Below are 13978 nucleotides of genomic sequence, written 5' to 3'. Positions count from 1 at the left end.
GTTTTTATTTAAGCCCCAGAACCTAGGAAAATAAAGCCTTGTATATCATCAAAGCCACTATTTACTAGTTTCACAATATAAAAATATGTTCCCGACGGTAACTGATCATTGCCTAATTCCCGTCCTGACCAGTCGTTTTGATAGTCATTAGATTCAAAAACTAATTGTCCCAGACGATTAAAAATCTTAACCTGTGTTACAAAACCGCAACCTTCAACTCCGTCAATTACAAAAAACTCGTTAATACCATCACCATTTGGAGTAACTACTTCTGATATTTCGATATCCTCTAAACGACATGGTAGTACTTCGCAACTATCATCTAAAATTATAGTTACTTCTCTTCCTGTTGTGCAATTTGTAGTGTTATCGATTAATCTAAAGTTATAAGTGCCAACACCAGTTGCGAAGGTGTTGAATTCGTTACCTGTTAGTGCACCAGAATTATTGAGGTCTTCCCAAGTCCCCGTTACTCCATTATCATTGAATAATGACATTAGGTCAATTGTTCCATCATTAATACAATTGGTAACTGTTTGAGATTCGGTAGCAGGTTCTGTAATTGTAATAACTTGTCTAAATGTTTCTGAGTTGTCACAACTATCAGTTACACTCCATGTTCTGGTAATTACAATGTCGCCATTATTTGTTTGTTCGTCTTCTGCGAATTCAACTGTTAAATTCTCTGACGCAGTACAATTATCTTCAAATGTTAAGTCTGGCGCTGGAGGAACATCTTGACCACATATTAAGTCGATATCTTCAATAGTCTCCACAACCGTAGGTGCTATGGTATCACCAACTGAGATGATTTGTGTATGGGAAATTTCTGATCCATTACAGTCAATTGCTGTCCAAGTTCTTGTAATTAAGTATAAAGGACAATCGTTAGCTTCATCTTGATCTGAAGTCTCCTCGAAAGTTACATCAACGGGTTTTCCACAACCGTCAGTTGCTGTAAGTGTTACTGCTGCATCAGGATCACCACATTCGATTGTTTCATCCGCTGGTAATTCTTCAACGAAAGAAATCTCTCCAGAAGTTACATTAATTACTTGTGTATGAGACAGCACTTTGTCACCACAATAGGTGGCTGTCCATTTACGCGTAACCATATAATTTGCACAATCATCAGCCTGATCGGATATTTCTTCAAAATTTACATCGATGCTATTACCACAACCATCAGTTGCTGTCAATACTACTGGATCAGGGAGATCTTCACATTGGATATCAATATTCTCTGGTAATGTAGTTTCAACAAATGACCCCTCACCTGGGTTTACAGTAATTATTTGTGTATGCGTTAGTGTTTGATCATTACAGCTTGCAGTTGACCATGTTCTTGTTAACGTATAGGCTGTACAATCGTCAACTTGAGTTGAGGTTTCGTTAAAAGTAACTTCAATTGGTGTTCCGCAACCATCCATAGCTGTTAATGTAGCGGGGGTTGGAATGCTCGTACATTCTATTTCAGTATTTTCTGGAAGTGCCTCATTAAAGGTCGATTCACCAGTTGTAACACTTATCGTTTGCGTATGTGAAATTGAATTATCACTACAAAAGGCTGCAGTCCACGTTCTTGTTAGTGTATAACTACTACAATTATCTGTTTGGTCCGAACTTTCTTCAAAAACAACATCGATAGTATTTCCACAGGCGTCAACAGCGGTTAATGTTGCTGGAGCAGAAGCATTCGTACACTGTATTGCTTCATCTGAAGGTAGAGTTTCGTTAAACGATGCACTATCTGCAGGCTCAACTGTGATTACTTGAGTATGCGTAATATCAGTATCCACACAACTGTCAGTTTTCCACACTCTAGTTAAAGTGTATGCTTCACAGCTATCGCCTGTTGCCGTACTAGTTTCTTCATAAACAACCGCAATAGCGTCACCACAACTATTTATAGCAGTTAAAGTTTCGGGAGGACGAATGTTTGTGCAACTTACAGTTACATTTTCTGGAAGTGTTTCATTAAAAGAAACTGTCGGTGCAGTTACTGTAATAGTTTGAGTATGCACTAATTCAGAATCACATGCTTGGGCTGTCCACGTTCTCGTAATAGTATAATCACCGCAAGTAGTACTATCAGCAGTTGATGTTTCTTCAAAGTTGACTGTTAGCATATTTCCACATCCATCCGTTGCTGTTAAAGTATCAGCGGTTGGAATACTCTCACAACTAACTTCAATATCTGCTGGTAAGCTTTCAACAAAAGCTGGATCCCCACTAGTAACAGTGATGTGTTGAGTATGCATTACTTCATTGGTTGCACAATCTGATACTTTCCAAACTCTTTTTATGACATAATCGGTGTCACACTCATCATCCTTATTAAAAACAGTTTCTTCAAAAGTGACATCAACCAAATTAGCGTCACAATTGTCATTTGCTGTTAAGACTGCAGCATCAGGAATATCAGTACAACTAACTTCAATATCCGCAGGTAATGTTTCAACAAATTCTGGAGCAGTAGTATCTTCAAACGTCAATGTTTGAGTATGCGAAACGCTATTGTCAGCGCAATCTTTTGTCGTCCATGTACGAACGATTTGAAATGTCGCTGGACAATCATCATCTTTTCCTGTGATAACTTCATTAAAGTCGACCACGCAAACGGAAGAGTCACATGAATCTACTGCGGTGATCGTCTGTGCATCCGGCACGTCGGCATCGCATTGAAAGGTAGCATCCGTTGGCAAGGTTTGAACGAAGGTTGGCGGCGTATTATCCTCGATCGTAATTATTTGGATATGTTGGTTTTCATTACCAGCACAGTCTTCTGTTTTCCAAATTCTTTTCAGTTTGTATTCCGCATCACAACCATCGTCTTTGCCAATAGTTATCTCATTAAAACTAACTGCGCATACTGATGAATCACAAGAATCACGAGCAGTTAAGGTTTCGGCATCAGGAATACCAGCAGTACATTCTAAGGTGTAGCTTTCCGGTAAATCCTGTTGAAATTCTGGTGCTTCATTATCTTCTATAGTCAACGTTTGTACATGAACGTTTTCATTTCCTGCACAATCATTTACTTTCCATGTTCTTGTAATCACGTAGTTGGAAGCACATCCATCATCTAGACCTGTAATCTCTTCTTCAAAACTAACAACACAAACGCTAGGGTCACATTTGTCAGCGGCCGTTAAGGTAACTGCATCTGGAACTGTATCTGTGCACTCTAAGGTAAGGTCACTAGGAAGATCTTGAATAAAATAAGGAGCTACGGTATCTCTAACTGTAATAGTTTGTTTGTGCTTGATCACGTTTCCTGAAGGTCCGCATGCAGACCATTCTCTAACTATAGTGTAATCTGTACAAGTGCCATCATCATTATTAGTTTCTTTAAAAACAACGGTAACATTATTTCCGCAACTGTCTATTGCCGTCAATATAGCAGGATCAGGAATGTTGGCACATTCAACTGTCGTATCTTGAGGCAATGCTTCAACGAAGTTAGAGAGTGTACAACTATCCGTCGTGTTACCTAATATTAAAGTATTTGAATTTGCTAGGGAAATATTGACGGTAAAAAATACCAATATGACTCCCAACCCCCTAGTGTAAAATTGCCTCATAAGCTTACATTATAAAATACAATAGCATTCAGATTTCCATCTGAAAGTAGGGTCGATAAATAGGGGGCTTACAAAAGGCAGTTGTTTCGTTCCGTTTACACTACGGATCTAAGTTGGACTCTAAAGGTATGTACCTTCAATAGCGTCTTCACATAAATTCGATTAAACGACCAAATTACGGTTAAATAACTCTAAAAAGGGCATTGCAACTGCTCATTTCTATTGTTATTTTTTTAATTTCAACAGTAGAAAAAATGAGTTTAATTAGCCGCAAAAATAGCACTATTTAATACGTGCTCAATAGCTGAATACATTTTTTACCACTTATTTTTTCAACAATAATTGAATACCATCAATCATGAAAAAAATAATATTTACGCGACATGCTAAAAGTTCTTGGGACTATGAGGTAAGTGATATAGACAGGCCTTTAAAAATGAGAGGCATTCAAGATGCTTATTTAATAGGAGATCGATTAAAAAAAGAAAACTATCACCCCAATCTTGTTTTTTCCAGCCCTGCTAACCGAGCTATGCATACAGCTTTAATAATGTTAAGGCAAATGGCTATTTCACCATCGACATTAAAGATAGATGCCAATTTATATGACTTTGAAGGCTCTTCACTGATTACTACAATAAAAAGTCTACCTAATGAGGCAGATACCGCCATGCTTTTTGGACATAATTATGCGATGACCTCTGTTGTAAACATGCTTGGCGATAAATTTATCGATAATGTGACAACTGCTGGTGTTGTAGTTATTAATTTTGCCAGTTCTAATTGGGAAAATATTCCAGAGGAAAAAGGAGTTACCGAATTAGTACTTTTTCCAAAACAACTTAAATGATAAAAACTGCAGACAAAAAATATTTCAATCGAGAAAAAAGTTGGCTTCAATTTAATGCGCGTGTACTGCAGGAGGCAGCGGATGCCAAAGTTCCGCTGATTGATAGGCTTCGATTTATTGGGATTTTCTCGAACAACTTAGATGAGTTTTTTAAAGTTCGATATGCAACCGTAAAACGAATTGCAGAGGTTGGAAAGGGCGCCAAAAGTCTTCTTGGCGGAATTAAAGCGAAGGATCTGATGGAAGATATCACTGAAAAAGTGATCGAGCTACAAGCCGAGAGCCTCAAAATATTGGGCGAAATCCAGAAAGCATTGGAGAAGGAGAATATCTTCATGATTAATGAAAATCATGTGTCTGAAGGTCAAAGTGCCTATATACGAGATTATTTTATTCAGCAAGTTAGTCCGGCCTTAGTTACCATTGTCTTAAATGACCTTACTCAGTTTCCCGAACTAAAAGACAGTGCTGCATATTTAGCGGTAAAAATGACCTTAAAGCCGCAAAATGAAGCTAAAGGTCTCGGAAAACTATTTAAATCTAAACCAAAGGAAAAACGATATGCTTTAGTTGAAATACCTCGCTCTATTGATCGCTTTGTAGTGCTTCCTAAAGAAGGAAATAAGCAGTACATTATGATTCTTGATGACCTGATTCGGTATTGTCTTGATTCGATATTTAATGTGTTTGACTACGAGACCATATCAGCACATATGATCAAGATTACAAGAGATGCGGAGCTTGATTTGGATAATGATTTTAAGAAGAGTTTCATACAAAAAATAGCTGCTAGTGTCGAAGACAGACGTCAAGGCGATCCTGTTCGTTTTGTTTATGATAGTAAAATAGACAAGGATACCTTCCAATTTCTATTGGAGAAAATGAAAATCCAAAATAATGATAGTCTTATTCCCGGTGGACGTTACCACAACAGAAGAGACTATATGGGCTTCCCAAGTTTAGGCCGCGATGAGTTGCAATACAAACAATATCCACCATTGCCTATTAAGGGACTGAGTTTAGAAGGAAGTCTTTTTAATAAAATAGCTCAGAAAGATTATATGCAGTTCGCGCCTTATCATTCATTTGCGTATTTGGTGAAGTTTTTACGCGAAGCAGCTCTTGACCCTAGAGTGCGAACAATAAAAATCACTATATATCGTCTTGCCAAGGTTTCGCATGTTGCCAGTTCACTAATAAATGCAGTGAAAAATGGGAAAGAAGTTACCGTACAACTAGAACTTCGAGCTCGATTTGACGAAGCAGCGAATATTAAGTATGCCGAGCAAATGCAACTAGAAGGTGTAAAATTGACCTTTGGAGTACCTGGACTAAAGGTACATAGCAAAACCTGTATAGTAGAGCGTGAAGAAGCAGGCGGAATAAAACGATACGGATTTATTAGTACGGGTAATTTCAACGAATCGACAGCAAAACTGTATACTGATTATACTTTGTTTACAGCAAATCCAGATATTTTAAAGGAAGTAGATAAAGTATTCACCTTTTTTGAGACCAACTATAAGATTGCACGGTACAAACACTTAATCGTTTCACCACATTATACTCGGAAAGCATTTGTTCGACTTATAGATACCGAAATTGCCAATGCAAAAGAAGGGAAAACTGCTTTCATTAAACTAAAAATCAATAGTTTATCCGATTTTAAAATGATCGACAAATTATATGAAGCAAGTAATGCCGGAGTTAAAATAGAACTCATCGTCCGTGGTATTTGTTGTTTAATACCCGGGATTCCTGGAATGAGTGAAAATATTGAAGCAATTAGCGTAGTTGATAAGTACTTAGAGCATCCAAGATTATTTATCTTTGGAAATGGTGGAGACACCAAAATTTATATTTCTTCAGCCGATTGGATGACCCGTAATATTGATAAACGTGTGGAAGTAAGTTGTCCAATTTATGATGAAGATATCAAGCAAGAATTGATCGATACGTTTGATATTTGCTGGAGCGATAATGTAAAAGCGAGAGTATTTTCTGCTAAAAATGATAATGCTTATCGAAAAACTGATGGACCCGCAATACGCTCACAAATTGCTATTTATAATTACTATTTGGAAAAGCTAAGCGAATAAATGCTTGATTCATTTTCCGCAATACGTCGAAAAAAACGCATATTTACCGATAATTTAAACATTAGTTCCGCGTTTTAATGCTTAACCTAGAGGTTTAAAATATATTTACAGTAGTAAACATCATCTTCATGAAGCAGCTTTTAGCAATTGCTTTTATTTTATTTTCGTTGAATTGTTTTTCGCAAGCAATTCCAAAATATGGGTTTAAAATTGGGGCTAATTTCTCCGACCTCACTTTTGAAGGAAAAGATGTTGCCGATACCAGAAACGGATTTGCTACCGGATTTTTTATTAGCTATTCAATTAACGACAAATTTAAAATTCAACCAGAGCTACAATATTCGGCTCAAGGCTCAAAGCAATTTCGTGTAGAGTACTTACAACTTCCAGTTTTAGGGAAATACTTCGTTACTAAAAATGTCAATATTCAATTAGGTCCTCAAGTAGGACTTAAGATTCATGAATTTCAAGATGGCTTAAAAAATCTGGACTATGCCGCTGTCGGTGGCGTAGGGATTAATATTATCGAAAATATTGAATTCGATATTCGGTATTCTTTCGGGTTACAACAAATTTTTGATGACCCTAATGTATTTCAAGATAGTCAACATCGTTATGTACAAGTCACTATTGCATATACGTTGTAGTTAGATATGAGACCTATGTTCTCGATATAAGAGATTATCTAAAGTCCAATCACCCATGCATCGTCCCAACGGTGCCTAGCTCTTTCATGATTTCGGCCTCATATTCTAATAAGTCTTGCCACTTTCTGTCGACTAACTTTCGATCTTCACCATATTTTCGAGCAAATTTTAAGAACATAGTATAGTGATTCGCTTCACTTACCATTAAGTTTCTGTAAAAAGCTGCTAGTTCTTCATCATTGATGTTTTCTGATAATAATCGAAAACGCTCGCAACTTCTGGCTTCAATTAATGCGGCATAAAGTAACTTATGAACGAGGTGTGTGGTTCTACTTCCTCCCTTAGGGAAAAATTTCAGCAGTTTTAATACATATTCATCTTTACGTTCACGTCCTAAAACATAGCCACGTTTTATAATGTGATCATGTACCAATTTAAAGTGACTCATTTCCTCTTTGACTAGGGCAATCATTTCTTGCACCAATGCTGTTTTTTCTGGAAAACCGATAATTAATGAGATAGCGGTACTAGCAGCTTTTTGCTCGCAATAAGCATGATCGACTAGAATTTCTTCAATGTTTTTTTCGACAATGTTGACCCAACGAGGATCTGTTGACAGCTTTAATCCTAGCATGATAAATTGAATGTATTAGACAAAGATAAAGCTACTTTTTAATTAATATTAATTTGTTAGAGAATGTTTGATTGTGGTCGTTTAAAACCTAATTAACACTTTTAAGAATTCCTGAACCATTTCTGATGAGCCAATTGGAACTCTCAATACGCGAACGATAACCAGAAAAAATCCAATAATAGTCGCCAAGTGTTTAAACTTTCCAAATTTATAAACGAACAATACAAACAACGGAATGTATATGACTTCAGCGCTAACAAAAACAATCATGGGATTGAACTTATCGGGAGGCAGTATACTTCGCCAAAAAACGATCATACCACGTCCTAAAGCAGGCATCATCATATAAAAAATACTGCAGATAAGCCACCATGAATGATTTTGCAGCTCTTTTCTTTGAACAATGCTTTTTAGTACAGCATAGGCAAACGCTAACATCAAAATAGCCTCTACGACCAGAGTTCCATAATAAAAAGCGACGGGAGGACCTGGGCTAGAAGGATCAAGTTTTTCCATTAATCTCAGCGGAAAATCTAACAAACTAAATCCCGTAAAAATGACTCCTCCAGCAAGTAAAAAACCAATAATGCCGACTGTGCGATGATTTGCGATTTTTCCAGTAGTTGCCAGATAAGGTTGAATAATTAAAAGAAAAGACCATAGTGTTACCAGCCAAAAATGAATATGAATTTCCCATGTCTCGGAAGAGAAAGTAGGCCAATAGTAATTGAAAATGCCGACCTGCATTAGTACCAAAGGAAGGAGCATCCAAAGGTGTAATTTTTTAAAACGTTCCATACGAATATCGATTTATACCAAGTAGCATTTATTGGCTAAATATTCAAGAAGAGAAATTGAACGGGTGAGAGTTAGGAATTATGATGAAAAAATCGATCATCCTTAGTAAGATAGAAAAAAAATGAATGTTCGAAAGTGTAAATAACACGAACGGAAAGAATTTTAGGTCGAAATGACTAAGTTTCAATTTTGAGTCGACCTTATTCTTCTCGTACTAACTCAAGGACAGGCTCGGTACAATTTAGCGGATAGCCTAATGCAATGACGATTCGATAAATAAATGTAAAAGAAAATTACTAAAAGAGCTTGTGATCTATTTTTCTTTATCCAAATCTATCAGATGGCGATATAGAATTAAAGCGAGGAACGCTGCTAAGCCAAGCGACAGAGGAGTATAGATTAGAATGTTGATATGTAGCAGACTCAGTGAGGAAGCAAACACCACAAAAAGCCAAACCCAGCAAACAGTGCTATAAATAATTGCGAGGGCCTTATCATGCCAAATGCTAAACAATCCAAGAAACTTGATGTTTCTCGAGCTCCGATTTCCGAAAATTCCACCGTTAGTTTCGTTAGCTTGAGCCTTTGGAAAATCTATCTGCTGCTCTAAGGCTTTCGCTCGATGGATTAGTTGATTGTAAATCTCCGTATTTCTTAGATCGTAAAACAGAATTCCGATAGTTATTAAAAATCCAAAAACTCCAAGGATCAAGCTTGTAACAGGCGATTGGTTTTCATCAATAAAAGCGAATGCGATACCTGTGGCTAATGGTAATAATCCCAATAGTTTAAAACGAATGTCAGATAGGCGAAATATATAGTTCACCGTGTATTGATAATCCATTTTCAACTTATCTAAATTATCCGATTCGGACTGTTTCATTTTTCTTGGATTTAGTTGGCAGGATAGCCCTAAGTTAGAAAAAAAGAAAGGATATTGCTAAAGATCAAGATCGTAAATTACTTGTGAAAGTGGTATTAACTCTTTGATGTGAAAACACTAAATATCCAAATCAAATGTCTGCCTCAAAGTTTCGATAAGCGGATTTTTCTCCTTAAGCTTTTCGTATTTTTCACGTGGGGTAAAAGCATACTTTTTAGTCGCTGTTTCATTTACTTCAACTAGAATATCAACATCGTAATTTTGGAGCTGAGCACGCAGAAACTTGAGCAATGGTGCCTTGGAACGTTCTAGTTCCACCCGCATGGTATCATTAGGATACTCAACAACTAGTGTTTTCTTATCCCGTAAAACAGGCTGATCAATACCAACGATTGATGCCATATTTTTCTGGCCCTTATTTTGTAGCTTTTTTATGTAGGCCTCCCAAGCATCCTGCGCCTGTTTCTCGGTAAAAGGTTCAGTAGGGAGGTTCTCTTCATCAACTTGTCGGTCTTCTTTGCTTTTTTCGTGCTCTTTCTTTCTACTAATGCTAGACAAAGACAAGCCAGAAACCCGCTTGCTACTGATATTTAATTTCGGAGTTTTAGGAGTCGGACTAACTTCTTCAACTGCCTCTTTTGTTTCTATAGGAATTGGTTCGGTTTTCGCTATAGGCTCACTAGCTATTGGAGAATCAGAGGGAGTATCTATTGTTGCAGCAGGTAAACTACTAGGCTCCTGGATTGGTGGAGTTGACTCTGCATGCTTTTCAATAGCTTTTTCAACAGTTTCTACTCGTTTTTGAGGAAGATCAATTTGAAAACCTTTGAAATGTGCAGGCGGAATTATGCGAGGTTTGTCATTTTTTTTTTCCTGTTGATCGTTTTGATCAGCAGGTGCAAGAATAGAAGCGAGTTGCATGAGGCATAACTCTACCAACAAACGCTGATTTTTGCTCGCCTTATATTTAAGATCGGTTGAATTGGCCAAATCAATCGCCTTTAGTAAGAATGATAAACTTGTTTTCCGGCTTTGCTCTAAATACTTCGCCTTTGTTTGTTCGCCTACCTCTAATAGTGAAATAGTAGCCTCGTTTTTACAGACCATTAAATCCCTGAAATGAGATGCAAGCCCTGTAACATAATGATGACCGTCAAATCCCTTTGCCGTAATCTCATTAAATTGTAATAGTAGCTGCGGAATATTGTTTTTAAGTATCAGATCTGTAGACGTAAAATAGGTTTCATAGTCTAATACATTCAGATTCTCAGATACGGCTTGTCTTGTTAAATTGTTTCCTGAGAAACTAACTACTCGATCAAAAATGGACAAAGCATCGCGCATGGCACCATCTGCTTTTTGGGCGATGATGTGTAAAGCATCATCATCCGCTTCAACTCCTTGTAACCCGGCAATGTATTTTAGATATTCTTTTGCGTCGCCTACTGTTATACGCTTAAAGTCGAATATTTGACAGCGCGACAGAATAGTAGGGATAATCTTGTGTTTTTCAGTAGTCGCTAAAATAAAAATAGCGTGTTTTGGTGGCTCTTCCAGTGTCTTTAAAAATGCATTAAATGCATTAGAGGACAGCATGTGAACCTCGTCAATAATATACACTTTATACTTCCCAACTTGTGGTGGTATTCTCACCTGATCGATAAGACTTCTTATATCATCAACGGAGTTGTTAGAAGCTGCATCCAGCTCAAAAATATTGAAGGCAAAATCCTCATCTGGACTTTCAGTACCATCACTATTGATCATTTTGGCGAGAATACGTGCACAAGTGGTTTTACCAACACCACGTGGCCCTGTGAACAAAAGTGCTTGCGCCAAATGATTATTATTTATGGCATTTAATAGCGTATTGGTAATAGCCTGTTGCCCCACTACATCTTGAAATGCTTGGGGTCTATATTTTCTGGCTGATACTATAAAATGCTCCACAAAACAAAATTAAACAATGCGGATAATTATAAAAATGAATGACTTTTTATTTGTTGTGAGTTATTAACAGAAAATTCTTGTCTTATTGATAGATGGACACTACGTGAAAGCGGTATATTTGCCTGAGCAGGTCTCCTTATCGCTCTGACGGCTAGCGTCAGTGAGGAAAGTCCGGACACCATAGCGCAGCGTAGCGGGTAACACCCGTCACCTCAATGTAAATTGAGGTAGGACCAGTGCAACAGAAAGAATGTACAGATAATGCTGTAGTGAAATCAGGTAAACTCTACGCGGTGCAACGCCATGTAAACCGACATTTGAGGGCTGCGCGCTCGAGTCGGAGGGTAGGCGGTTAGATCCTAGCGGTAACGTTAGGACTAGATAAATGATAAGGGCTTAGTTTACTAAGTTACAGAATCCGGCTTATGACCTGCTTTTTTTATTTGTAAAACTATTCGGCCTATTCCTGTTTTTCAAAAAAGCTAAAGACACTGCCCCCATACTTTCTTGCTTCTTGCAAAAATGCATTTTGCGAAAGATCGGTATGTTTTGAGTGTTCCACTATTAATACACCATCTTCTTCTAAAAGGTCATTTTCGAAAACCAGTGTCACTATCCTTTCAAATTGTTCTTTGCTAAAATCGTAAGGCGGATCGGCAAAAATGAGATTACTTTTAGTAGGTACTTTTTCTAAGTACGAAAAAACATCACTTTTAATAGCTTGAATAGGGAGCTCTAATTCGCTTGCGGTTTTATCAATATACTTTACGCACCCATAATAGCTGTCAACTGCTGTAATTTGTTCAGCTCCGCGGCTTCCGAATTCAAAACTAATATTTCCAGTTCCTGCAAAAAGATCCAACACTCGTAGCTCTGAAAAATAAAATCGGTTATTAAGGATATTAAATAAAGCTTCTTTAGCCATATCCGTTGTAGGCCTAACAGGTAATTTTGAAGGTGCTGTAAGTCTTTTTCCTTTATATTTCCCTGAGATGATACGCATTTAGAACGAGTTTAGTAATACATAGTCCTCGTGATCGGTAGGAGGGGCGAGCTCTTCTTTATACTCAAAAATATCATTTCGTTTACCAAAATCTACATTCCTTATATAGGTGTAGGCAATTTCATATAAATCATCATCCTTTTTAACGTCACCTAAAAAGTATAATGGAAATTTATCTGGATTCAATCCTAATTGTTCAGCGACAAACAAAAGATGGTATATAAAATCTTCTTTATTGGTATGCTTAAATGTATTGAATAACTGTAGCTTACGCTGTTTTACAACAACAACATCAAACTGTTGGTCATGCACATAAACATATACTGCAGCCTGTTCATCAGAAGGCGCGGTATTTAAGATTGAGTTGACAAGCAAGGAAGCAAAATGCTTGTACTCGAAAGTGCCATATTGTTCAAAAATAAAATTGTTGATATTGACATAGGGGATATAAACATTCACCATTTCAGTATTACTTAAAACATCAAATGTGATGAAATCATTGGGCAATACCTTAGTGTTAAATTTTAAATAATCCTCGAGATTCTTATCACTAAAAAGTGCGGTGGGAACAAAACTATTTAGTTCATTAACATAAATTATTTTGACCTTTTGAAAGGGTTGTTGCAATACTAACGAGCTTGCAAATACTCTTTTTACCTTGTCTAATAATTGATTTGGTGTAGCAACCTCATGAAAAGGAAAGGACGTATAATGAACTAATGTATTTATAGACTTATCTAGAATACAAAAAGAAAGTCCACCCAAGCTAAGCTGAATGGACAGTTCTAGAAGTGTATTATCTTCTATATTTCTATTAATTATCTTGGGGGGTGTCATAAATGGTTGGCCAGTTACCATTGGTACTTACCTCTCCCAAAGACCCAACAACAATGTCGGCTCCGTTTACTTCTTCTACAGAAATATGTTCCTTTTCTTGCTGTAATAAATAGTCAGGTTGATCGTGGAGTATAAAATCTTTTGGAACTCTTGCCTCAAAAACAGCAATTTTAAATCCGTTTTTATCAATCTGATCCGCTTTCATGGTGAATTTACTTCCCTCTTTAGCCGATGGAACGATCTCTAGTTGCTTGTATCGGTCAGAGTTTTTAAACAATGAATCTTTAACTGCAACAAAACCTAAAGTGTCGATCACCTTTACTTCACGTAACATGTCAATACGGAAATTCTCATCATATTCCATATAACTAGAATCTCTTGTTTCTGTTAGCGTAAATTTCGCAGTATCAACGAATTGAATTAATCCGTTAAAATCATTTGCAAATTTTCCAGTTACAGTACGATGAGCAATCTGCGCATCTCTAATATCTTTTAAACGCTCAATCACCTCGGTGTAACGCTCTTTTTTAACTTTTCCAAAACGTATTGGAGCGTTAATCGAGTCATAGATAAGATATACGAGGCCAATACTGATTAACCAAAGAGCGATCTGAATGATGCGTTTCATTTGTTTGCTAAAATTTAATTAGTGTTACACGCAAATCTACAATTTTTTTTTAATCGCAAAAGTTT

Annotated in this window: 11 protein-coding genes and 1 other RNA gene; 4 read left to right on the top strand and 8 right to left on the bottom strand. The window is 36.9% G+C overall.

Annotated elements, in window-relative coordinates:
• Positions 1-8: 8 nt before the first annotated feature.
• Entirely contained in the window at positions 9-3584 is a 3576-nt protein-coding gene (locus GWK10_RS10535; RefSeq protein ID WP_164032327.1) for a gliding motility-associated C-terminal domain-containing protein, read from the bottom strand.
• Between the two features lie 358 nt (positions 3585-3942).
• On the opposite strand from GWK10_RS10535, the gene GWK10_RS10530 reads away from it, so the two are divergent.
• From GWK10_RS10530 to GWK10_RS10520, 3 genes are all read left to right on the top strand, one after another.
• Positions 3943-4434 carry a SixA phosphatase family protein gene (locus GWK10_RS10530; RefSeq protein ID WP_164032326.1) on the top strand — a complete coding sequence of 164 codons (492 nt, stop codon included), beginning with the start codon at positions 3943-3945 and terminating at the stop codon, positions 4432-4434.
• Positions 4431-6533, top strand: a complete 2103-nt coding sequence (gene ppk1, locus GWK10_RS10525) for a polyphosphate kinase 1 (protein WP_164032325.1) — start codon at positions 4431-4433, stop codon at positions 6531-6533. Before GWK10_RS10530 ends, ppk1 begins: the two co-directional genes overlap by 4 nt.
• A 128-nt stretch (positions 6534-6661) precedes the next feature.
• Positions 6662-7180, top strand: coding sequence for a porin family protein (locus GWK10_RS10520; protein ID WP_164032324.1), 519 nt, complete (start codon positions 6662-6664; stop codon positions 7178-7180).
• Positions 7181-7229: 49 nt separating this feature from the next.
• On the opposite strand, the gene miaE is transcribed toward GWK10_RS10520, so the two are convergent.
• From miaE to GWK10_RS10500, 4 genes are all read right to left on the bottom strand, one after another.
• Positions 7230-7814 (bottom strand): tRNA-(ms[2]io[6]A)-hydroxylase, encoded by a 585-nt coding sequence (gene miaE, locus GWK10_RS10515; RefSeq protein WP_164032323.1) that lies wholly within the window; start codon positions 7812-7814, stop codon positions 7230-7232.
• Between the two features lie 81 nt (positions 7815-7895).
• Entirely contained in the window at positions 7896-8612 is a 717-nt protein-coding gene (locus tag GWK10_RS10510) for a hypothetical protein (RefSeq protein WP_164032322.1), read from the bottom strand.
• A 313-nt stretch (positions 8613-8925) separates the two neighbouring features.
• Positions 8926-9495, bottom strand: a complete 570-nt coding sequence (locus GWK10_RS10505) for a hypothetical protein (RefSeq protein ID WP_164032321.1) — start codon at positions 9493-9495, stop codon at positions 8926-8928.
• A 117-nt stretch (positions 9496-9612) separates the two neighbouring features.
• The gene (locus GWK10_RS10500) at positions 9613-11445 is read right to left on the bottom strand and encodes a DNA polymerase III subunit gamma/tau (RefSeq protein ID WP_164032320.1); all 1833 of its coding nucleotides are present in this window, start codon (positions 11443-11445) and stop codon (positions 9613-9615) included.
• 123 nt (positions 11446-11568) lie between these two features.
• Here GWK10_RS10500 and rnpB point away from each other — a divergent pair.
• Positions 11569-11886: RNase P RNA component class A (gene rnpB, locus GWK10_RS10495), an RNA gene on the top strand.
• Positions 11887-11905: 19 nt separating this feature from the next.
• Here the strand turns inward: rnpB and rsmD are convergent.
• Genes rsmD through GWK10_RS10480 form a run of 3 tightly spaced genes read right to left on the bottom strand, consistent with a single transcriptional unit; the run spans position 11906 to position 13913 of the window.
• Entirely contained in the window at positions 11906-12448 is a 543-nt protein-coding gene (gene rsmD / locus GWK10_RS10490) for a 16S rRNA (guanine(966)-N(2))-methyltransferase RsmD (protein ID WP_164032319.1), read from the bottom strand.
• On the bottom strand, positions 12449-13285 hold the full coding sequence (locus GWK10_RS10485) for a DUF3822 family protein (RefSeq protein WP_164032318.1): 837 nt from the start codon (positions 13283-13285) through the stop codon (positions 12449-12451). It lies immediately after the preceding gene.
• Complete coding sequence (locus GWK10_RS10480; RefSeq protein ID WP_164032317.1) at positions 13263-13913, bottom strand: hypothetical protein; 651 nt, start codon at positions 13911-13913, stop codon at positions 13263-13265. The genes GWK10_RS10485 and GWK10_RS10480 overlap by 23 nt, the downstream gene beginning before the upstream one ends.
• Positions 13914-13978 lie beyond the last annotated feature (65 nt).

Origin of the sequence: Spongiivirga citrea, assembly GCF_010671565.1 — a bacterium.
Lineage (GTDB): Bacteria > Bacteroidota > Bacteroidia > Flavobacteriales > Flavobacteriaceae > Spongiivirga > Spongiivirga citrea.
Note: the sequence above shows the minus strand (reverse complement) of the source record. Positions and strands in the feature narration are given on the sequence as shown.